Origin of the sequence: Paenibacillus sp. FSL K6-1558 (assembly GCF_038002565.1) — a bacterium.
In the GTDB taxonomy this organism is placed as follows: Bacteria; Bacillota; Bacilli; order Paenibacillales; family Paenibacillaceae; genus Paenibacillus; species Paenibacillus polysaccharolyticus.
Genome location: NZ_JBBOCV010000001.1, coordinates 956220 through 977159, shown reverse-complemented (window position 1 = coordinate 977159; position 20940 = coordinate 956220). Strand labels below are relative to the sequence as shown.

General features: G+C 44.8%; 22 protein-coding genes and 1 riboswitch. Of the genes, 21 read left to right on the top strand and 1 reads right to left on the bottom strand.

Annotated features, from left to right (window positions below; genetic code table 11):
- Positions 1-5: 5 nt before the first annotated feature.
- The 21 genes from MHI38_RS04065 to MHI38_RS03965 all read left to right on the top strand — a co-directional run bounded on the left by MHI38_RS04065 (position 6) and on the right by MHI38_RS03965 (position 20221).
- Entirely contained in the window at positions 6-347 is a 342-nt protein-coding gene (locus MHI38_RS04065) for a cyclic-phosphate processing receiver domain-containing protein (RefSeq protein ID WP_154890461.1), read from the top strand.
- On the top strand, positions 344-661 hold the full coding sequence (locus MHI38_RS04060; RefSeq protein ID WP_145331543.1) for a thioredoxin family protein: 318 nt from the start codon (positions 344-346) through the stop codon (positions 659-661). Before MHI38_RS04065 ends, MHI38_RS04060 begins: the two co-directional genes overlap by 4 nt.
- Positions 658-1437 (top strand): ABC transporter ATP-binding protein, encoded by a 780-nt coding sequence (locus MHI38_RS04055; protein WP_154890460.1) that lies wholly within the window; start codon positions 658-660, stop codon positions 1435-1437. The genes MHI38_RS04060 and MHI38_RS04055 overlap by 4 nt, the downstream gene beginning before the upstream one ends.
- Before the next feature lie 6 nt (positions 1438-1443).
- Positions 1444-2493: an SAM-dependent methyltransferase gene (locus MHI38_RS04050; protein WP_154890459.1), complete on the top strand. Its 1050-nt coding sequence runs from the start codon at positions 1444-1446 to the stop codon at positions 2491-2493.
- Positions 2494-2679: 186 nt separating this feature from the next.
- Complete coding sequence (locus tag MHI38_RS04045) at positions 2680-4167, top strand: protein kinase domain-containing protein (protein WP_154890458.1); 1488 nt, start codon at positions 2680-2682, stop codon at positions 4165-4167.
- Positions 4168-4183: 16 nt separating this feature from the next.
- Entirely contained in the window at positions 4184-5206 is a 1023-nt protein-coding gene (locus tag MHI38_RS04040) for an SAF domain-containing protein (RefSeq protein WP_154890457.1), read from the top strand.
- A 60-nt stretch (positions 5207-5266) separates the two neighbouring features.
- The gene (locus MHI38_RS04035; RefSeq protein ID WP_154890456.1) at positions 5267-5980 is read left to right on the top strand and encodes a hypothetical protein; all 714 of its coding nucleotides are present in this window, start codon (positions 5267-5269) and stop codon (positions 5978-5980) included.
- On the top strand, positions 5977-6807 hold the full coding sequence (locus MHI38_RS04030) for a hypothetical protein (protein WP_154890455.1): 831 nt from the start codon (positions 5977-5979) through the stop codon (positions 6805-6807). Before MHI38_RS04035 ends, MHI38_RS04030 begins: the two co-directional genes overlap by 4 nt.
- A 34-nt stretch (positions 6808-6841) precedes the next feature.
- Positions 6842-8641 carry an ATPase, T2SS/T4P/T4SS family gene (locus tag MHI38_RS04025; RefSeq protein ID WP_341180992.1) on the top strand — a complete coding sequence of 600 codons (1800 nt, stop codon included), beginning with the start codon at positions 6842-6844 and terminating at the stop codon, positions 8639-8641.
- Positions 8631-10697 carry a hypothetical protein gene (locus MHI38_RS04020; protein WP_341180991.1) on the top strand — a complete coding sequence of 689 codons (2067 nt, stop codon included), beginning with the start codon at positions 8631-8633 and terminating at the stop codon, positions 10695-10697. The genes MHI38_RS04025 and MHI38_RS04020 overlap by 11 nt, the downstream gene beginning before the upstream one ends.
- Before the next feature lie 61 nt (positions 10698-10758).
- Complete coding sequence (locus tag MHI38_RS04015; RefSeq protein WP_090916729.1) at positions 10759-11244, top strand: ABC transporter permease; 486 nt, start codon at positions 10759-10761, stop codon at positions 11242-11244.
- Between the two features lie 16 nt (positions 11245-11260).
- Complete coding sequence (locus tag MHI38_RS04010) at positions 11261-11659, top strand: hypothetical protein (protein ID WP_221789404.1); 399 nt, start codon at positions 11261-11263, stop codon at positions 11657-11659.
- Positions 11656-12207, top strand: coding sequence for a hypothetical protein (locus MHI38_RS04005; protein WP_341180990.1), 552 nt, complete (start codon positions 11656-11658; stop codon positions 12205-12207). Before MHI38_RS04010 ends, MHI38_RS04005 begins: the two co-directional genes overlap by 4 nt.
- Positions 12194-13216, top strand: a complete 1023-nt coding sequence (locus MHI38_RS04000; RefSeq protein WP_341180989.1) for a hypothetical protein — start codon at positions 12194-12196, stop codon at positions 13214-13216. The genes MHI38_RS04005 and MHI38_RS04000 overlap by 14 nt, the downstream gene beginning before the upstream one ends.
- A gap of 54 nt (positions 13217-13270) precedes the next feature.
- Positions 13271-14824 carry an ABC-F family ATP-binding cassette domain-containing protein gene (locus MHI38_RS03995; protein ID WP_341180988.1) on the top strand — a complete coding sequence of 518 codons (1554 nt, stop codon included), beginning with the start codon at positions 13271-13273 and terminating at the stop codon, positions 14822-14824.
- 39 nt (positions 14825-14863) lie between these two features.
- Positions 14864-14973, top strand: a riboswitch (TPP riboswitch).
- A gap of 260 nt (positions 14974-15233) precedes the next feature.
- Positions 15234-15953, top strand: a complete 720-nt coding sequence (locus tag MHI38_RS03990; protein WP_308722002.1) for a thiamine phosphate synthase — start codon at positions 15234-15236, stop codon at positions 15951-15953.
- 77 nt (positions 15954-16030) lie between these two features.
- Entirely contained in the window at positions 16031-17275 is a 1245-nt protein-coding gene (thiO, locus tag MHI38_RS03985; RefSeq protein ID WP_308721669.1) for a glycine oxidase ThiO, read from the top strand.
- Complete coding sequence (gene thiS / locus MHI38_RS03980; RefSeq protein WP_154890446.1) at positions 17272-17475, top strand: sulfur carrier protein ThiS; 204 nt, start codon at positions 17272-17274, stop codon at positions 17473-17475. Before thiO ends, thiS begins: the two co-directional genes overlap by 4 nt.
- Positions 17476-17558: 83 nt before the next feature.
- The gene (locus MHI38_RS03975) at positions 17559-18326 is read left to right on the top strand and encodes a thiazole synthase (protein ID WP_154890445.1); all 768 of its coding nucleotides are present in this window, start codon (positions 17559-17561) and stop codon (positions 18324-18326) included.
- A complete protein-coding gene (locus tag MHI38_RS03970) occupies positions 18323-19372 on the top strand; it encodes a ThiF family adenylyltransferase (protein WP_090916708.1) in 1050 nt (349 codons plus the stop codon). The genes MHI38_RS03975 and MHI38_RS03970 overlap by 4 nt, the downstream gene beginning before the upstream one ends.
- A gap of 144 nt (positions 19373-19516) precedes the next feature.
- Positions 19517-20221 (top strand): winged helix-turn-helix domain-containing protein, encoded by a 705-nt coding sequence (locus MHI38_RS03965; RefSeq protein ID WP_186809714.1) that lies wholly within the window; start codon positions 19517-19519, stop codon positions 20219-20221.
- 126 nt (positions 20222-20347) lie between these two features.
- Here the strand turns inward: MHI38_RS03965 and MHI38_RS03960 are convergent, their stop codons facing one another.
- The gene (locus MHI38_RS03960) at positions 20348-20848 is read right to left on the bottom strand and encodes a C40 family peptidase (protein ID WP_090916703.1); all 501 of its coding nucleotides are present in this window, start codon (positions 20846-20848) and stop codon (positions 20348-20350) included.
- Between the last annotated feature and the right edge of the window lie 92 nt (positions 20849-20940).

Sequence of the window (20940 nt, the reverse complement as noted above, 5' to 3'; positions counted from 1 at the left end):
AGACGATGCATGTTTTTCTGGATGACTATCGTTCTTGTCCAAAAGGGTTTGTTCTGGCTACCAATGCTGAGGAATGCCTCTTGTTATTGCGAGATGGCGAAGTAGACATTCTATCGCTGGACTATGAACTTGGGCCGGATTCGATGAATGGCGGTGAAGTAGCTGCATCGATTGTACGGGAAGGGCTCTATCCGCGTGAGATCTATTTACATACGTCGAGTATGTACGGAAAACGCCAGATGTACGAGATGTTGTATAGCAACAAACCTGATTCCGTTATAATTCATAACGGTCCGATGACAGGTGAAGTCATGTTGCGAGTGGCTGCGGAGGCTGAAAAGTTATGAAGCCGATTACGTCTAAAATGGTAATGCGGGGTGTATGGGAAGGGTTGCCTCAAGCGGTATTTATATATACTCCGTTATGCGGAACGTGTGCAGCAGCTCGTCGTATGCTGGAGGTCGCTGAGCATATGTTGCCAGAAGGTGTTTTATATGAGATGAATATTCATGATATTCCGGAGCTTGTGCAGCAGTTTCAGATTTCGAGTGTACCGGCTTTAATGTTGTTTGATGGTGAGCAAGATGTACCCAGGATGGTCTATCGGATGAACTCGGTTGAGCATCTGCTCAATGAGATTCGGAAGGCGGTGTTAAAATGAGTGTTGTAGTGATGGAGAACATTTCGCTTCGTCGCGAAGAAAATCAGATACTTGATGACGTTCATTTACGCATTGAACCAGGCGAACATTGGGTCATCCTGGGGCGTAATGGATCAGGTAAAACTACACTGCTGGAAATGATGAATGGATATATGTTTCCTAGTTCGGGACGCATTGAAGTGCTCGGTAATGTGTACGGGCAATGCGATGTCCGGGAGGTTCGCAAAGAGATCGGTTATATCAGCCAAACATTGATTGAAAAATTGACCTTACGTGATCCGGTATGGGAGGTTGTCGCTACAGGAGCCTATGCCTTTTTACGCTTTTATCAGACGATTCCAGAAGAAGTGAAAACAAAGGCGATGCAGCTGCTGGAGGAGATGGGTTTCTCAAAACTGGCAAATCAACCGCTGGGAACGTTATCCCAGGGAGAACGCAAAAAAGTCATGTTGGCACGTTCGTTAATGGCTGAACCAAAGCTGCTTATTATGGACGAGCCTTGTGCTGGCCTTGATCTGTATGAACGTGAGAAGATGCTGATTGAGATTGATCGTCTGCGCCAGCGGAATATGACGGTGGTGTACGTCACCCATCATGTGGAAGAGATCGTGCCGTTGTTTACTCATGTCGCATTGATCCGTGATGGACGCATTGATGCGGCGGGGCCAAAACATGAGATTTTAACAGAAGATACAATTAAGCATACGTATGATATTCCGGTGGAAATTCAGTGGCATGAGGATCGTCCATGGATACACGTACGTTCTGGAGGGTAACACAAGTTGAGTACACAATCACTTTCGGGAGAAACAGACTTTTCCCGTTTTATATGCACCGCCAATCACGGCTTTGCACCTTATGCGCAGGAGGAACTGCGCCGCACTTTTGGAGCAGTGAAGAGCACGGTGCTGGTTCCAGGTGAGATTCTACTGGCTGGTTTACCAGTTGCAGAGGAAGAAGTCTCGATTAGACTTCTGCAAGAGTCTCCGACGTTTTTACGTCACATTCAGCCTGTTCAATTTCAAGAGAATACAGAGGATACGGAGCAGTCTCTGGAGAAATTGATTGCATTTATCCTGAACCATAAGGAATTGTCTGGGGCTAAAGTAGTCATGCAAACTCGCAAAACGGAGAGTTCTTTTTGGGGCGAAAACGCAGCTTCATTGAAACAAATGCTGAATGAAAAACTGGGTGATCTGGGCTGTGAATGGGTTATTCGGGATGCGGAATATGTCATTTCGGTATTTGCTGCTAATGATATGTTATATGCAGGTGTATCCAGACCCGAACAGAATCTGTCCGACTGGAGTGGTGGAGCGATCCGTTTTCAGAAGGAAGAAGGACAAATCTCTCGAGCCAAGTTTAAGTTGCTTGAAGCGGAGCAAACGTTTGGTATTGATTTTACTTCGTTTCACAAGGCACTTGATATTGGCGCAGCACCTGGGGGATGGACATCATTTCTGCTTGAGCGCGGGCTTGAGGTAACAGCAGTAGACCCGGCAAAGATGGATGCAACCTTGCTCGCTTCACCTAAATTGACGTTTTTGAAAAAAAATGCAGGCGATGTGCGTTTCCGCGAAGGTGAATTCGATCTGCTTGTATGTGATATGAGCTGGAGTCCGAAGCTGATGAGCAGACTGGTATCTGACCTTCTGTATAGTCTCCAATCCGGTGGGACAGCCATTGTTACGGTGAAATTGCTTCACAAAAAACCACTTGCGCTTATAAAAGAAGTGATCGATACGTTTGAGCGTTCACGGATGCAGATTCAGCGTTCAAAGCAGCTGTTTCATAATCGTGAAGAGATCACATTATATATGATTAAATATTAAGTCATTTAACTTATAAAATATTCTGCTTTACAACGGTTGATTATGTGTACTATAATGATACCAATATTAACCATAACGACAATAAATTTGAGGGAAAGCATCCCGAAGTGAGCATGACTGGAATTCCAGTGTGCTCATTATCGGTGAAGCTTTCCCTTTTTATGTTGTTTGGAAGGAGGTAGACCTATGAGACATCCGGCGAGGCTGGAACGCGGGAGCCTGCTGGGAGGAAGATATCGTATCCTATCGATTCTTGGTTCAGGAGGAATGAGCCATGTGTATGAGGCAGAGGATTTGAAGCTGCCAGGGAAGATCTGGGCTGTGAAGGAAAGTGTCACGAAGCTGCCCTATGAAGGCAGTATGGAGAGAGAAGCGGCTCTGTTGACATCACTTCGGCATCCGAGACTTCCGCAGATTGTTGATTTTTTTGCTCCTGACGATGACGGTTATACGTACCTTGTCATGGAATATATTGAAGGGTTAACGCTGAGCGACTACTTCAAACAGTGCCGGGGTAAAATTCCGGTGGAACAGTTGATGGAATTTGTACTTCAATTACTGGATGTTCTAAGTTATTTGCATAACTTGGATCCTCCTGTCATTTACCGAGACCTGAAGCCGTCCAACATTATGATTACACCAGAGCATGAAGTGCGCTTGATTGATTTTGGCATTGCCCGCAGTTATAAGACGCATCTTGCTGAAGATACGGTTAAACTCGGGACTGCCGGATTTGCGGCACCAGAACAATATGGTTCCGGACAAACGGATGCCCGTTCAGATCTATATGGTCTTGGAGCCCTGATGCTGTATCTAATGACGAGTGGAGCTTACACCGAATGGATTCAAGGCGTGGAAAGTTCTATACGGAGTGATGTCCCGCGAACATACGCCCCTGTTGTCAGACGATTGCTACGATATGACGTGAATGAAAGGTTTCAAACGGCGAATGAGGTGAGGAAGGAGCTGCTTCGAATACCGGGAATAATGTCCTCGCCTGTAGATCAACAGCTAACGCTTGGCGGGGGCACGAGAGTGATTGCTCTTACCGGGGTTTCTGCTGGGGCAGGTGTTACTCATACAGCGATAGCGATTAGTCATTATTTGGAGAGGCAGAACTTTAAGGTCGCGGTGATCGAAATGTCACCTCGCTCTCAATCATTTACACGTATCCAGCACATTGCTCTAGGCGGTAAACCTGTGGCATCAAGCAGGCAGTTTGCGGTGGATGGCGTGCATTATTGGAAGCAGTCTGGCCGGGCCGATATTTTATCCCTGCTGGGCGGCAGCTATCAATTTATTGTGATGGATCTAGGAAGCGGACAGGATCAGAATCGATTAGAGGAGCTTTTGCGTGCAGATCTGCCTATCATTATTGGTTCTGGTGCAGAATGGAAACAAGCGGAGATTGGAGCTTTTGTACGCACGCATTATCGCTTTCCCCGGGAGAAATGGATATACTGCCTTCCGCTCGCCGCAACAGACGCAGTGGAGCGTGTACGTAAAACACTGGATACATCCCACGTATACGGTTTACCACTGCAGCTGGACCCATTTGACAAGGATGTTCATATGGATAAGGTATTCTCACAAATTCTAGGGCATTTAATGGTAGGGCAGACCCCAAAACGTTCATTTTTTTCACTTAAAAAGTACATGAGAAGAGGAGATTAGGAAAGGAGAGCCTCTTTTGTCCAAATTAAGAAAACAAAGTCGTCAACTGATTTATGCAGGACTGATTGGAGCAGGAGCTGTCGGTATGATTTTTGGAGGTTATGTGGTATATCAGCTGAGCACCAAAGAGGATGTCAGATCAGCTATGGAGGCCCGTTATCTGTCAGCGTATGAGGAGAAAGAAGCGGAATTGTTGCAGCAGTGGAATTCTGGTGCCCGAGGGTGGGTAACCATCAGGGATATCGAAGCGGGAGAACTTATCTCACCAGAGGATCTGAAACTGATTGCCATACCGGACGCTCAGGCTCCACGCAATCTATGGTCTAGTTCGCAGAAGCTGGAAGGGCATTCAGCTAAAATTGAGCTTAAAAAAGGAACGGCGATTACAACGGAGATGGTATATGAGGGGACACCTGCATCGGCTGATTTAAGAAATCGCGAGTTGCAAGTGGTATTGCTACCATCTTCGCTAGCCAAAGGAGACATGATCGACGTACGTATTCAGTTTCCTACAGGTCAAGACTACATTCTCTTGTCCAAGAAAAAGGTGGAACGGTTAAACGCAGCAACACTATGGATTACGATGACAGAAGAAGAAATTTTGTCGTTGTCCAGTGCAATCGTGGATGCCTATTTACATAAAGCTTCAATCTACGCTCTAACCTATGTAGAACCACAATTTCAGACAGCAGCTATTCCGACATATCCAGCCAATTCCGAAGTGTTAAAGCTACTGGAGAGTGATCCCAACATCGTTCGTCATGCCGAGCAGGAATTAACGAGACAAGTTCGAAGTTCACTCGAAAGTTCGCTCGCTGCCTCCATGTCAGCCCCATCTAATGGTGTCGAACAAGATGTGGCACAATCTTCTGTTACGTATAATAAAAGGCCAACAGTTCAAGATTCATCTGAGCATCAAGGAACGATCTGGAACGACGGATCAGGCAACAGGGGAACAGATCACACGGGAGAGGCACCGGACGCTATTGAATCTTCAACTTTGAACGAGCAACAGCAATTGCTGATGGGAAATGAGTAATTTGCATTAAATCATTAATTCTTATAACAATATTAAATTGAGATTGAGGGGCGCTGATCAGTGCACATTTGGATTTTTGCAGGTTTATGTGAGAAAAATGATCTGATGTTATATCTGAGTAAAATACTTGCTTCAACAGGTAAGCGGGTTCTCTTAGTGGACGGTACGTTGCAACAAAAATATGGATACAGTGTCGGAGATCATCAGCAATCATTACGAGTTGTGGAATTTGAGGGATTTGATATTGCATGTCATTTTGTTACTTCAATGGCGGTAGAACAGCATTTGCAGATCAACGGTGAGAGCCTGGATGGTTATGATTATGTGTTATATGACATCGAGACCTTGCACTTTGCTTCACGTCATCTATGGCTTACCGCAGAAGTTCGCGTCTGGGTGAGCGATTATGAACGATATAATCTGGAACGAGGGAAGGGGTGGCTGGAAAAGTTATTCAACGAGCATGAGCTTGCTGAAGAGGTGGCTTTCCATCGAATGCTGATTAATGGAGTGGATTGTAGACTTGAAGCCCGTTATCTGTGGGCCTACCTTGAGGGTGGCCCCTTTCGTTGGACTGGAGAGTCCCTGATCCTCCCGTGGGATGAACTGAGTGCTGCGGTCAAGCTTGAAAATGAACATTACCACCGTGTGAATCTCGGCCCACTGTCCAGAAATTACAAAAAATCCTTATGTCGTGTTGTGGAACAACTGACCGGGTGGGAGAGCGTTCGCAGCCGCCGTGCGATCAAAGAAGCGGGGAGGATGAGGGCATGAGTACGATTGCTTTTTGGAGTCCATTTGCTGAAACGGGATGTTCCTCAAGTGCATTAATGAGTGCCTATGCGACAGCATTCCAATATAGAGCCAGAGTATTGCTTGTCAACACAGGTTCGGCAAATTATGGTGTAGAATCAGGAATATTTCAGGATGAGAAGAGTTCAGCCGATGTCTCGTATTCTTTTGAAGAAAATGGTTGGGATGCTGTCGAACGGCTGTTTATTAGTGGTAGCCTTAACAAGCACAACCTGAAAGATTACACCAAACCGCTGTTGAAAGAGCAGCTTGATCTACTGACTGGGAGCGTGTATAGAAATGAGCGTTCTGTGAGTGAAAAAGGGGAGTTGTTAAAAAAACTGCTGGAGACTGCTAATCAATGTTATGATCTTGTGCTTCTGGATGCAGGGCAATCTAATGTTGATTCACAGCTTATTGTGCAGCAGGCTGATTATGTTGTCGTTGTTCTGAATCAGAATATGAGGCATCTGGAACACTTTTTTGAAGAGATCCTGCCTGAACAAATAACGGAACGGAAGCTACATGTACTTATCAATAAATATGATTCGCATTCTCGTGCTACACTCTCCAATATAAAGCGTGGTTTTAGATACAAGGGAAGTCTTTCCGCAGTCCCGTATACGACCGGGTATCTGGATGCGATCAACCGCAGAGATGTCGCCAGATACTTGCAAATGGAGAGTCTGACTGAGAAAAAACAAGTTCAAAAAGGGAGTTTTGCCTCAGCTATGGCTGAACTCGCTCGCCTGATTATGGATGGTACGGGCATGCGTACTGTGCTGAAGAGGCTGGAAAGGGGAGCCTGAATCTCTAGTGGTCTGGAATGCGATATTCATCACAATGATTCTAATTACAGGTATATGGTATGTATGGTTCAAGTATCGAGCCTATATCCGGGAAAAAAATGAACGTATACCTGAGCAAGAGTACTTTACGTTTGAGACATTGATTGAACAAGTGAAAAATTCATTGCATGAAATAAGCCATAGCCAGCTTGCCGATGCCGGTTTACATGAAGAAGAGTATCGCCGCAGAATCAATCAACGAGCTGAGATGAGAAAGGCGCTCAAAAGCTGTGTATCAGGAAGCATCAGTGACAAGACGTATGTCAAAAACCTGATTAGTGACTTGTTGACACGAAGTATTGGTTTGAATAAATCCAACGTCGACGAAGTGATGATGTTTGCTGAACCAGAACGGTTAAGCGTGCAAGACCGCTTCGAGATCATCTTTTATTTATACCGTGAGCAATTTGGGGTAGATGCTCTTTCCAGAATGATTGATACCTATGATTTAGGTAAACTCCGATTGGAAGAAGGCTCAGAAGATGGCGGAAGTTACTATATTTCCGATCAAGATATCCAGCATGTTTTTGATTGTGAATACAGGGAATTGGGATTTAGAGAAAAGGTAGAAATTATCGTGCAGCGTATATATCAGCAATATAAAGGGTTCTCGGTAGTAGATGAAATCAGGGATCAACGGATCGATGGTGTCAGTGGAGGGGTAAGCGGGGCTCTTGAAATACTGCCATATACGGGGAATCATGTACCGGCTTCATGGAATGATCTTTTGGAACATGCTTTTGAGGATGAGCATAACGAGCAACCGCTAAGCGGGATGGAGAGTGTATGGATTTTTTATAAAGGGAAGTCTATTCATTTGTCTTTCTTAAGCTTTGGCAGTATCCGGGAATTGAAACGAGTGTGTCAGAACATATATAAATACAATTATCCTGGTCAATTATCGGAAGCAAGTGGTTATAAAGTGAATGAGATGAAAGACGGCTCACGTGTTGTCGTTGTGCGTCCTCCTTTTGCGGAATCCTGGGCATTCTTTGTTCGGAAGTTTGATATTCCCAACGCCTCCCTTGAACAATTGATTACAGGTAACAACGCACAATTACCAATAGAACTGTTGCAATATTTGATGAAAGGTAGTCGGATCACGGCAGTAACCGGTGCACAGGGCTCCGGTAAAACAACATTGCTGATGGCGATGGTGAAACATATCTATGCTTCCTATACTTTGCGGGTACAGGAGATGGCATTTGAGTTGCAATTAAGACGGATATACAGTCGCCGTAACATTCTGAGTTTTCGGGAAACGGAACATATATCGGGTCAGCAAGGACTGGATTTACAGAAAAAAACAGATGGGACAGTAAACATTCTCGGTGAGGTTGCGAGTGATGAGGTGGCTGCCTGGATGATTCAGATGTCACAGGTGGCGAGTTTGTTTACCCTGTTTACACATCACGCCAAGACATTCCGTGATCTGGTGTTTTCACTCCGGAATTCATTACTTAAAACAGGTATGTTTCAGCATGAACATATTGCCGAAGAACAGGTTGTCAGTGTCATTAACTTTGATGTTCATATGAAAAAAGATGCAGAGGGCCGCAGATATATTGAGCGGATTACTGAATGTATTCCCCACTCCCTTGAAGCAGAAAATATGAAAGAAAGTGCTGGGTTCACATTTAGAAATGTCGTAGAGTATCGCCAAGGGAAATATGTGGCTACTGCTCCGATCTCGGCTTCTAGCATCGAAGACATGCAGGAGCAGATGACGCTACCAGATGCCGAGAAGTTTGGGTGGTTTATTGGACAACACTGGGGTGAAACCTATGAGCATTAAATGGCTATTGTTGGTTGTAGTCAGTTTTTGTGTAGTTGGTTTAGTCATCACGCTGATCATTCTTCGTATGCTGAGGCAGAGAGAGTCAACCTCGATGTACGCTGCGGGGAAAATCGTGAATTTTCAAGGTAAGAAGTATAGAGATTGGGGAAGTTTCCTGTTGCAGACATATCAAGTCGGTATGAAGATACCCTTGCTTTCCACGTATATTTTGCAAGTGCAAAAAAGAATCTCATATCGTTATGCCAGTGATGAACCAGCGCTTCGCAGAGTCACGATGACTGTTGTTCTGATTATTATGGGCGGGTACGGAAGTGTAAGTACAGTGTTGTTTTGGTTACAGCCAGGTATCACCTTTATTCTTCTGGCTACGCTGTGTGCTATCGTGCTGAACAGTCTTGTGTTAGATATGTGCCTGAGTCGTATGGAAAAAAAACTGCTGGTGCAAATGCTAGATTTGTTCGCCGATGTAAGACATCGGTATCATCAGCATGGCATGGTTGAGGAAGCGCTCTATGAAGCGTCCGAAGCAGGTACAGGAGAAGCTGCCGAGCAGGTGAGGCTAATCTATGAAGCGTTGACTTCTCCCGACCCCAATGAAGCACTTGAACGATATTATGAAGTGGCACCCAACCGTTTTCTCAAAGGTTTTGCCGGTGTATCTTATATGGTGATGGAGTTCGGAGATAAGGATAAGGAGCAGGGCTCCATCTATCTGAAAGGTATAGGTAATCTTACTCAGGAGATACACCTGGAGATATTAAGGCGTGACAGGCTTGATTATCTGCTACAAGGGTTAAACGTGATTGCTCTTGTACCTGTACTCTTTACAGGGCCAATTGAGCGTTGGGCTCGGGTCAGTTTCCCGACGATGGATGATTTTTATCGTAGCAAACTTGGTTTTATCACTAAAATATCCATATACATTATCATCATTGTTGCTTACTTGCTATTACAGCGTCTTCAGCAATATGATGAAACCCGCTACCGTTCCGGGAAGAAACAATCCAGACTGGATCGTGTTTTGTATAAACATATTTTTTTGCGGAGGCTGGCGATGCTTTTTGCAGCCAAACCCGGAACAACTCCTTACAATCAGACGATCAGGTTAATGAGAGAGAGCAGTACCGAGCTGAAATACGAATGGTTAGCTATTCGCAGATTATTGCTATTCGCAAGTTGTCTGGTTCTGACTGTAGGCTTGATTCTTTTGCTACATCAAGTCGAGCGTAATCACATATTGCACGATCCAATCAGGGATGACCGCATGTTTGGTGCAATGTCAGAGGCAGATTTGAAAGTTGCCCGAGAGAAGACGGCACTGGATGGAAAAGTTATGGCGTATGTTGAGATGAAGCGAGCAGCCACATATGAAGATATTTCCAATGCGCTGTTGCAACTTGCACCAGCCCAGCTTGATCATGATGCTCAGACAGCAACAATTCAGCGGATTATAGACAAGATCGAATCATATAACAACCAATATATGCGTTGGTGGGAAATTGTTTTGACACTGCTCATAGGGATAGGGGGCTATAATCTGCCCATCTGGCTTATGTTGTTCCAGCGTAAAATGCGAAGGTTGGATATGAGGCATGAAATTTATCAATTTCAGACAGTCATTTCGATTTTACGAGAGATGGATCGAATGTCTGTGGAGGAGATTGTAGAATGGCTTAATCGATTCGCTGTCATTTTCAAAAGGCCACTACAAAAGTGTTTGTTGCACTTCGAACATGGGCCTGAACAAGCGCTTGAACAATTAAAAGAGGAGGTGGGTTTGCCTGAATTTCAACGTTTGATTGATAAACTGCAACTGGCTCTAGGTAAAATATCCATTCGAGAAGCTTTTGATGATTTAGAAAGCATGATGGCCTTTTATTTTGAACAGCGCAAACAGGAGTACAGCAAAATCATTGATATCAAGGCTGGATGGGGGAGGACGATCGGTTTTACACCCATGTACGCTCTGATCTTCATGTATCTTGTTATTCCGCTGGTAGGCATGAGTTTTGTACAGATGAGCATGTATTATGAACAAATCCAGAAACTGTAGTGTTTCGCTTGTACGAAGAACTGAAAAATAATCATTCATAACACTTTAGGAGGTATTTAGTATGAATAATGCTTCAAGTGCTTTAAAGGTGGCAGCGGGGATATTTTTGACGATTGCTTTGATTACGATTGTAGTGTTGTTATTTATTTCGGCTCAGGAGGCAACGAAAACAGCCCAGAATAACTTTGCAGATATTCAAACCGAGCTTTCTCAGGCAGCATTTACGGTGTATGACGGAACAACCATCAGTGGATCACAAGTGACCAATGCTTTACGGAAATACGCGGACAAGGACCAGTTTGGTATTCAGGTTATTACAGGTAAAAACAAAGGCGGACAGTGGTACGGTAATCAGCTCAACATCTCTCAGGACGTTAATAATGCGGACTATGGTTCTGTCATTGCACCTGATGACAAGGTAGGCAGCATTAATCAGACGATGAGTGAAAAGGACAATCAATACGTTAATCCAAGCGGTAAATTTAAGGCCATTATCGTTAAAGACCGATCCAATGTGGTTAGAGGTCTGATTTTCCAGCAATCCTGACTGGAGCTGGTTGAATATGACCCGGAACACACAGCATATGATGCTGTTCTGTACGGCGGTTGTCCTTTTTGTGACAGCCTGCCTGTACGGGCAGTGGAATATCCGTATTTTAAACGAAGCCTTGAATGACAGGGTGAAAACAAATGCGGCTATGGAAGGAAGAGTTCATACGACACTTCTTACAGGTGGTTTTGTCGGATACACCGGAGCTGAGGTTCTGCATACGGTGCGGCAAATGACAGGTACAGGGGTTCATGTTGAGTTAGACGGTCATGAGTATGTGGTTGATCCACTTGAACATCGATCAGCTATGATTCCGGTTGAGCTGGATGGGAATTATCGAGTTGAATATAACCGAAGTGCATCGGGTGAATTGTTAAAGCTTTCTTTTTGGAAGGAGGTACAGAGACCGTGATCAATGCAGTATCCAAATTGTTTGCGGTATTGCTTGCCGTTTTACTGCTCTATGTGTATCCTGCAGCCGAGACTGCTGAACGTCAGGATGATATTGCACGCTTGACAGCGACTCAGAGTGTCATACGATTTGTGGATGCTGTCCGCACCAAGGGATATATCTCACCTCGAATGCTCGCGGAGTTTCAAGAACAGTTAGCCCAAACGGGCAACAACTATGACATATCCATGGAACATTTACACAAAAAATATGTCCCCCAGTATTCAGATCCGATGATTCAGAGTAGCTTCACGGGTACATACGAGGTTGTTCATGATGCATACTACTTGTCACAGATTCAGGAGCGGTTATATCCGTTGTCTAGCACATTGTCCGTCAATGATCCCGGGCGCAGATATACGCTCAATATGGGTGACTTCTTCACCGTGAGTCTTAAAAGTACCAACCGCACACCTTCCATGATGATACGAGAATGGTTACAAGGTACAGTTCAGGCTTCTGCGGTTTTTGCTTCTTATGGAGGTATGGTACTGAATGAAGATTACTGAGCTTTCTATCGTGTTTATTCTCATTTTCTTTCCGTTATTTTATATCCTCTCGTTTCATACGCAAGATGCGCAAGAGGCCAATGAACTGGCTTATCGCTACAAAACAGCGTTACAAACCGCAGTGATGGATGCTGGCGCGGTCATGCACCAGAATGAAAAACAACATGCTGAAGCAGGTTATGATTCTGCCAAGTTTGTTAAAGCGGATAAGGAACTGGCGTTGACTACTTTTACCCAGACGATGGCATTAAACATGGGCATACAGGATGACAAGGAAGCTATTCAACATATGTTTAATTATATTCCAGCGATTGTGGTTCTGGATTACGATGGTTATTACATTTTTGCCAAGGAAACCGAGATGACTGGGGAGCTGGAAAATTCTTATAGACATGTGTGGAGTCCAAAAAAACCTTATACATATTCAGATTCAGACGGAAATAGCATTAATTTCACACTTGAAGGTTATGTGTATGCTTATGATGCTGGTGCAGAAAAATGGATCGAAGGATTTCAGCAGGAGCTAGCGTCGAATTCCACGATTCCATTGCTTCAGGACTCTACAACTTTTGAACAGGTACGGCGTAGCCGGATCGTGACCCGAATACAGGAAGAGCTTGCAGACGTAATCAATCGACATAATGAATTTGCCAGGAGAAATGGTGTCGCTTATCTATTCACGATGCCTTTAGTCTCGCAGGAAGATTGGTACAATTCGATCAATGATACGGGTATTATGGCTTTTATACAGGGGATCGCTGTAGGGGGTCAGAAGATTAACAATTATGCCATTGGTGGAGGCCGGCTAGTCAAAAAAACAGCGATCATTGGCGGGATTGATCCCGAAACAGGCATAAAATATCATTATCCTGCCACCTGTAACCCCGGTTTTCGTGCTGAAGAGGTGTTTACAACTGCAAGACAGGCAGCGGCCAGAGGTTATTTCGAATATGATTGCTTCGCGCAAGTGTCATTACTTTCAGAAAAGACTGAACCTGTGCTAGAATAGGGTTTTGGAACGTGAACTAAAAGTAATGTATATAGATAGGAGCAGTCTCATCTTATGAGTTTATTGTCAGTAGAGAACGTCAGTCACAATTTTGGAGACCGTACGTTATTTAAAAATGTTTCGTTTCGTCTGCTTGCTGGAGAACGAGTGGGTCTGGTTGGGGCTAATGGTGCCGGAAAATCAACCCTAATGAATATTCTCACCGGAAAATTGCTTAAGGATAGCGGTAAAGTGGAATGGACGCCAAAAGTTCGATATGGCTATTTGGATCAACATACGAAGTTAACACCGGGCAAGACCATTCGTGATGTGCTTAAAGATGCTTTTTTGCCGCTACTGGAACTGGAGAAGCAAATGATGGCCATTACGGATCAGATGGCTGATGCCGATTCAGACAAACTTGAGCAGTTGCTTGAAGAAATGGGAGATATTCAGGAACAGCTTGAACAGGGCGATTTTTATCTGATTGATGTGAAAGTGGAAGAAATGGCAAACGGTTTGGGATTAAATGCAATTGGCCTTGATCGGGATGTTGCGGCTCTCAGTGGTGGACAACGTACGAAAGTCCTGCTTGCAAAATTGTTGTTGGAGAAACCCACTGCCCTTTTGTTGGATGAGCCGACAAATTATCTGGATGTAGAGCATATTGAGTGGCTAACTAGATATTTGAAAGACTACCCATATGCTTTTCTATTGATTTCCCATGATACAGAGTTCATGAATGAAGTGGTTAATGTCATTTATCATCTGGAATTTGCTAAATTGACGCGTTATGCGGCCAACTATGAGAAATTTCTTGAAATGGCAGATATGCAGAAAGCACAGCATATTGATGCCTATGAGAAGCAACAGGAATACATCAAAAAGCAGGAAGATTTCATTCAACGCAACAAAGCTCGAGCTTCGACCTCTGGTCGAGCGAAAAGCCGGGAAAAACAACTTGGAAAGGTCGAGCGAATTGATCGACCAGACGAAGCAGCAAAACCAGCATTTAAGTTCAAGGATGCCCGCGCAAGCAGCAAAACCGTTTTTGAAGGTATTGATTTTGAGATCGGTTATACGTATCCATTACTACCTAAGATGACCATGACGATTGAACGTGGTGAAAAGATCGCGATTGTGGGGTGCAACGGGGTAGGTAAATCAACACTGCTTAAAACGATCTTGGGTAAAATAGCGCCAATTAGCGGAAAAACGTTTCTTGGAGATTATTTGGAGACGGCATACTTTGAACAGGAAGTACGAGCCGGGAATATTACACCGATCGATGATGTATGGAACGAGTTTTCACATCTAACGCAGAACGAGGTGCGAGGACATCTTGCACGTTGCGGGCTCAAAAATGAGCATATTACGCGTCCGCTTAACATGCTGAGCGGGGGAGAGCAAGCCAAAGTCCGTTTGTGCAAACTGTTGATGCGGGAGAGCAACTGGGTCTTGTTTGATGAGCCGACGAACCATCTGGATGTAACGGCGAAGGCTGAGCTACAGCGGGCACTGAAGGAATATAAAGGAACCGTTTTGCTTGTATCGCACGAACCGGATTTTTATGAAGGCTGGGTCACCAAAACGTGGGATGTAGAAGAGTGGTCCGAAAAAGCACGATGACAAAAAAAACCGGTTGTGGTAATATAGGCTACAACTTCATATGAACACTAGGGGGGCCGCACGATGCGGCTGAGATGGAAGAATGCGATTCCGGACCCTTTGCACCTGATCTGGATCATACCAGCGTAGGGAAGTGGCGCGTTTCAGCGAAAGCGATAGTAAATGATTCTAACGTAAGAACAGGATCTTATTACATCGTGATGCCAAGCGGTTCAATATCAAAATAAACAGTTATAGATTTGACTATCAAACTGTTTAACAGGTATTTGTCAGACGCTTGTGATTGAACTGAACCTTTGTTTATACGCAGCCACTCCCCTACGGGAGTGGCTTTTTTGGTTTTATATTTGTCATTACTACTTCTCCAAGCCTGTAGCTGAAAGGAGCGAGAACGAGACTGCATACCTTGATGTTTGATTATGATGCTCATGAATCAGGTAAAACTTCAACAGACCAGTGGTACAAGCGGACAGATAAATCTGTACCAACCTGTGGACTAGAGAAAGACTTTTTTGAGTTACATGTGATATCTACGAATAAAGCGGAACAGTCAGTCATGTTGAAGGCAGCCAAAGATATTTGGCCTTATGTGCATTACATTCATATCCGGGAAAGGCAACTCTCGCAACAGGAATGTTTTAACTGGGCCAAATTGATGGTAGAAGCGGGTGTTCCAGCTTCCCGCATTGTAATCAACGGTGCGAACCTATATTCGTCAGGCTATTTTTATCAAGGGGTACATTGGAGCCAAGATATGCTGGAAAGGGCAAAAGTAATGGTAAAGCCGGAGAACAAGCATGATTTGAGGCTCCGGTTGGGGATATCGGTGCATTCGTTGCATGAAGCGAGAATTGCCGAAGAGTATGGCGCGGATTACCTTTTTTTCGGGCATGTGTACGCAAGTGCAAGCAAACCGGATTCTGTAGCGAGGGGATTAGATGCGTTATCGGAAGTGTGCTCCAGTGTCAAGGTGCCTGTTATTGCAATTGGGGGGATTCAGCCGGATAACATTCGGGCCGTCAGGTCTGCGGGAGCCAGGGGTGCTGCTGTGATCTCAAGTGTGTTAAAACATGCAAACCCTGCTCATGCTGTTGCGCTTCTTAAACAGGCTGTGGAAGCGGTGAAGTGAATGTTTCTCGCTCAAAAAGTTGGAAATGACGCCAACCTAATAAGATCGGAATGTTGTTCAAACAAGGAGATGACAAAATGGTACAGAGAGGACCGAGTCAACCCGAGGAAGTGATCGACTCATCGTGTGAACAAGATAAGTTTAAGCGGCTACCGCTATCCGAAACTTTAACTAAGAAACCAGAAACCTTTCATGCAGAAACAATCATTGTGGGCGGTGGAGTCATAGGCTGTGCGATTGCTTTTGAACTGGCATCCCGAGGTCAGGAAGTACTGCTTGTTGAGCAGTCGGAGATTGCTAGCGGAGCTTCATGTGCAGCTGCCGGCATGCTGGCAGCAGATAGTGAGGATTTTGCTCATCCACTCATGGCACAAGCCGCATATGACAGTAGGGAATTACTTCATAAGCACAAAGAGCAAATATCCGCTTTAACAGGTATGGATCTTGGCTTAAGGCGCAACGGATTTATCACACCGTTTCGTTCATACGGTGATCTAAGTAAATACAAGGATAAACGAAATACCACTTCGGGGGTGCAACAACTTTGGTGGGATCGAAGCACAGTGCAACGAGAAGCGTTATGGTTGAATCGGGATACGTACGGTGCTTATTACCGATCATTGGAGAGCGAAGTGTTGCCCGTGTCATTGACAAGAGCTTATGCGATCTCAGCTGAAATGATGGGTGCCCGCATTTTGGAAGGAGTTCAAGATGTTCGGCTGATCGTAGATAAGCATGGTGTTCAAGGGATTAAAACGGCTAAGGGAGAGATGTGTTGCAAACATATCATCATAGCTGCTGGTTTACACGGGGAGCAACTCATGCATCAAGTGGGGATCGTTTTGCCTTCAAGTCCGGTGAAAGGTGAAATGTTGGCCGTTCGGTTTACTACAGATCAGGCTGGAGGCAGACCCGATCGCACGGTATATGCAGAAGATGTCTATATCGTTCCGAAAGCAAACGGAGAGGTATGGATCGGCGCAACCAGTTTGCCAGGAAGAAAAGATCACAGCGTATCGGCAAATAGTATGCAACGATTGCTTGGAGCGGCAAGTTATTGGGTTCCGGGAATCAAGGAGGCGGACTTTGTGCGGGCATGGGCAGGTATAAGGCCTTCCACCCCTGATGGGCTGCCGTATATAGGCAAATGTGTAGGGATTTCAGGCTTGTATGCAGCGTATGGACATTTTCGTAATGGGATATTGCTTAGTGCAATAACAGGTCGCTGGATCGCAGACATGGTAGAGGGCAAGAGTGCCGAAGAGATCGGGATCGAAGCATTTTCGCCTGAACGATTGAACAGAAAGGGGGTTATGTCGTGAACATTATCGTGAACGGCCAAAAGATGGAGGTTGAAGACGGGTTAAATCGTGTGGACAAATTACTGCAATCATTTAACTTACAAGTGAAAACCGTGGTGGTTGAGTTGAATCGCAATATTTTGACCAAAGATCACCATGGAACAACAACGCTAAGAGAAGGAGATCGGATTGAGATTGTTCATTTTGTCGGAGGCGGCTAAGCAAAGTGATTCACAGGCGTCGTTGAATCTTGTTGATTGAGTAGTTGGTAGTTGATACTTGCTAAAACCTAGGAGGTTGAAAGATGTTAACGATTGGTAAATACTCGTTTGAGTCAAGGTTGTTGCTTGGAACAGGCAAGTTCAGCGATATGGAAGTACAGAGTCAGGCTGTGGAAGCTTCAGGTACCCAGGTGCTGACCTTTGCTGTACGTCGTCTGAATCTGGAGGAGACGGGCAAGCAACACTTTCTGGATACGCTGGATCTGAGCAAATACACATTGCTACCCAATACGGCGGGTGCTTCGACTGCGGAAGAAGCCGTAAGGATCGCTGAGCTTGCGCGAGCTTCGGGGCTTTGTGATATGATAAAAGTCGAAGTTATCGGAGACGGAGTAACGTTACTCCCTGATCCGCTTGAAACGTACAAGGCTTGTAGCATTTTACTCGAAAAGGGATTCACCGTGTTGCCCTATATTTCGGACGACGTTATTTTAGCTAAACGGCTTCAATTGCTTGGTGTACATGCAGTCATGCCTGGAGCTTCGCCAATTGGAGCAGGTAGAGGGCTCATTAACCCTTATAATCTCGAAATCATCATAGAGCAAGCGGCAGTGCCTGTTATTGTAGATGCAGGGTTACGCTCTCCCAAAGATGCCGCTTATGCCATGGAACTTGGGGCGGATGGTGTATTGCTTAACACAGCCGTATCTGGATCAGATGATCCGGTTGCCATGGCAAAAGCGATGCGGCTCGGGGTCGAAGCGGGCAGACTGGCGTATACGGCAGGCATGATTCCGGTGAAACGTTATGCAACAGCAAGCAGTCCGGTGGAAGGAATGGTTCATACATGACAGATCAGTTACATCATACGGAGCAGAGCGATCGTTATTCCAGACAGGAACGATATGCTCCGCTCGGTAAAGAAGGTCAAGCGAGGTTAAAAGACAGCAAAGTTTTAATTATCGGAGCCGGCGCACTTGGAACAGGTATTGCAGAAACGCTAGTGCGTTCCGGTGTCGGACAAATTACCATTGTAGATCGGGACTATGTGGAGTGGAGTAACCTCCAGCGGCAACAACTTTATGTTGAACAGGATGCGATTGAGCGTATGCCCAAAGCGATGGCGGCTGTCAAACGTTTAACAGAAATCAATTCAAGCGTTCGCATCGAAGCCAAAGTGATGGATGTGCGCGTGGATGAACTTGAAGAGCTAGTGGAGCATACCGATTTAATCATGGATGCAACGGATAATTTTGATACAAGATTACTGATTAATGATATGGCACAGAAACACAATATACCTTGGATATACGGAGGATGTGTGGGTAGCTATGGCATTACGTATACGTTTTTGCCTGGCGAAACACCTTGTTTAAACTGCCTCTTAGGAGAAGTACCACTTGGTGGGGATACTTGTGATACGTCGGGCATCATTCCTCAAGCGGTGCAAATGGTGACAGCCAATCAGACAGCAGAAGCGATGAAGTTGCTAAGTGGTAACACAGCTGCTCTTCGGCGTAAATTGTTGTCATTTGATGTGTGGAGGAACGAGTACATATCCATTAATGTAGATGGGGCAAAAAAGCAAGAATGTGCATCATGTAGCCCAGCAGCTACGTACCCGTTTCTTTCTGCATCCAATCTGGAGAAAACCGATGTGTTATGTGGTAGGGATACTGTTCAGATTCGTCCAGCGCGCCGCATACAACTGGACCTTCCGCAGACAGCAGATCGATTGGAACGGCTTGGTGAAGGAAAAGTGGAAATGAATCCTTTTCTGGTGTCATTCACAACAGGTCAACATCGGTTGGTCATTTTTCAGGATGGTCGTGTCCTTGTTCATGGCACAAAAGATACGTCTGAAGCGCGTACGCTGGTTCATCGATATTTTGGCTAAACCACATCAATTACTTGTAATATCAAAACTCATGCATTGACAAAGTCTGTTCCCCGCGGGGATGGACTTTTTCTTTTTATGGCATCCTAACGGTACAATCCATGCCAAGTAGCAACGGAAACCAGACGGGCCGGGTGAGAAATGATGAAAACAGCTATCATATTAGTGGGTACTGGGGATTTAGTGGGCCGTATAGAGCGTATCATGCAAGACGAGGGTTATGAGGTGAAGCATGTAGAATGGTATGAATTAAACGACATAGAGGACTTTAGGTCTGTTCGTCCGCATTTGATTATTTTGGTGGATCGAGAGTCTGAGGATATGCTGCATCAGAGTGAACAGGATAAAATTGCATTGAAGCGGTGGATGAATCCGAGTATATCCACGCCTCTAATCGTAATTATTCCTGAAGTTTCGCCGCAACGGGTCATTGATTGGCTTGATTTTGGAGCGAATGATGTAATGGAGGAGCCTCTTCATTGGAAGGTTATGCTTGCGAGAATTCGTAGCCTGCTCCGGTTGTTTGCCAGTGCTTCCCATGAAGGTGAGGAAATGATTATAGTTCAAGACCTCAGAATTAATCTGCGTTCGCGTAGAGTGAGTCGTGGAGGGCAATATTTGAACCTGACCCCGAAAGAATATGAATTATTGGAGTTTTTAGCCTTGCATTTGAATGAAGCCTGCACACGGGGAGATATTTTGCGCGATGTGTGGGGATATGAGTTTGCCATGGATACGAACGTTGTTGATGTTTACATTAAACACCTACGGGTGAAAGTGGATAAAGGCAGAGAGGTGAAGTTAATCCAGACGGTTCGAGGGATAGGTTATATGTTGGTGGATAGCTGATTTTTAAATATTCCACTAATTTCCAGTTTAAAACAAGGATAAATCCGGGTATTTAAAGGATATGATGATATGAAAAAACCGGATCAATTGATCCGGTCGTCAGTTTAAATTATAAAGGCAGATGGACTAAAGGACGCGGCGAGCTGTAATGTAAGTTCTTTTCCACGTACCGGAGTTCAGATCAGACAGGGTTACACCTGGAGAGCCGTACGTGTGAAGAATTTTACCGTTTCCAGCATACACACCAACGTGAGTAATGTTAGAACCCGTAGAGCGGCTGCCGCTCGAGAAGAACACCATGTCACCAACACGAAGGTTGGCTTTAGAGACGAATTTACCTTCTTTGGATTGTTGTACGGAAGTGCGCGGAAGATCTACACCATATTTTTTGAAAATGTACTTCATAAAAGAAGAACAGTCAAAGTATCTGGTTGTCGTTGTTGAAGCACCAAATTTATATGGAGTTCCAGTGAATTTTTTACCATAGTTTACAATTTGCTGTCCTGTTGATACGGATGCCGTTGCGGCTTGTGCAACAGGTGCATTTGTCATTAATACAGCTCCAAAACCTAGTGTAGCGCACAACCCGACGGTTACGGCCTTTTGGATGAAGAAGTTTGTTTTCATGTAGTTAGTACCTCCAAAATTCGTTTTCGTTAAGTTGCTAGAGCGAGTATAACAGGTTTGTAACACCCTAGAAATTGGATACATAAGCAAAA

Excerpts from the sequence above, each read along its gene's own strand:
- MHI38_RS04065 (WP_154890461.1), top strand. The coding sequence starts at position 6 with ATGCATGTTTTTCTGGATGACTATCGTTCTTGTCCAAAAGGGTTTGTT.
- MHI38_RS04060 (WP_145331543.1), top strand. The coding sequence starts at position 344 with ATGAAGCCGATTACGTCTAAAATGGTAATGCGGGGTGTATGGGAAGGG.
- MHI38_RS04055 (WP_154890460.1), top strand. The coding sequence starts at position 658 with ATGAGTGTTGTAGTGATGGAGAACATTTCGCTTCGTCGCGAAGAAAAT.
- MHI38_RS04045 (WP_154890458.1), top strand. The coding sequence starts at position 2,680 with ATGAGACATCCGGCGAGGCTGGAACGCGGGAGCCTGCTGGGAGGAAGA.
- MHI38_RS04030 (WP_154890455.1), top strand. The coding sequence starts at position 5,977 with ATGAGTACGATTGCTTTTTGGAGTCCATTTGCTGAAACGGGATGTTCC.
- MHI38_RS04025 (WP_341180992.1), top strand. The coding sequence starts at position 6,842 with ATGATTCTAATTACAGGTATATGGTATGTATGGTTCAAGTATCGAGCC.
- MHI38_RS04020 (WP_341180991.1), top strand. The coding sequence starts at position 8,631 with ATGAGCATTAAATGGCTATTGTTGGTTGTAGTCAGTTTTTGTGTAGTT.
- MHI38_RS04015 (WP_090916729.1), top strand. The coding sequence starts at position 10,759 with ATGAATAATGCTTCAAGTGCTTTAAAGGTGGCAGCGGGGATATTTTTG.
- MHI38_RS04010 (WP_221789404.1), top strand. The coding sequence starts at position 11,261 with ATGACCCGGAACACACAGCATATGATGCTGTTCTGTACGGCGGTTGTC.
- MHI38_RS04000 (WP_341180989.1), top strand. The coding sequence starts at position 12,194 with ATGAAGATTACTGAGCTTTCTATCGTGTTTATTCTCATTTTCTTTCCG.
- MHI38_RS03995 (WP_341180988.1), top strand. The coding sequence starts at position 13,271 with ATGAGTTTATTGTCAGTAGAGAACGTCAGTCACAATTTTGGAGACCGT.
- MHI38_RS03990 (WP_308722002.1), top strand. The coding sequence starts at position 15,234 with ATGTTTGATTATGATGCTCATGAATCAGGTAAAACTTCAACAGACCAG.
- thiO (WP_308721669.1), top strand. The coding sequence starts at position 16,031 with ATGGTACAGAGAGGACCGAGTCAACCCGAGGAAGTGATCGACTCATCG.
- MHI38_RS03975 (WP_154890445.1), top strand. The coding sequence starts at position 17,559 with ATGTTAACGATTGGTAAATACTCGTTTGAGTCAAGGTTGTTGCTTGGA.
- MHI38_RS03970 (WP_090916708.1), top strand. The coding sequence starts at position 18,323 with ATGACAGATCAGTTACATCATACGGAGCAGAGCGATCGTTATTCCAGA.
- MHI38_RS03965 (WP_186809714.1), top strand. The coding sequence starts at position 19,517 with ATGAAAACAGCTATCATATTAGTGGGTACTGGGGATTTAGTGGGCCGT.
- MHI38_RS03960 (WP_090916703.1), bottom strand. The coding sequence starts at position 20,848 with ATGAAAACAAACTTCTTCATCCAAAAGGCCGTAACCGTCGGGTTGTGC.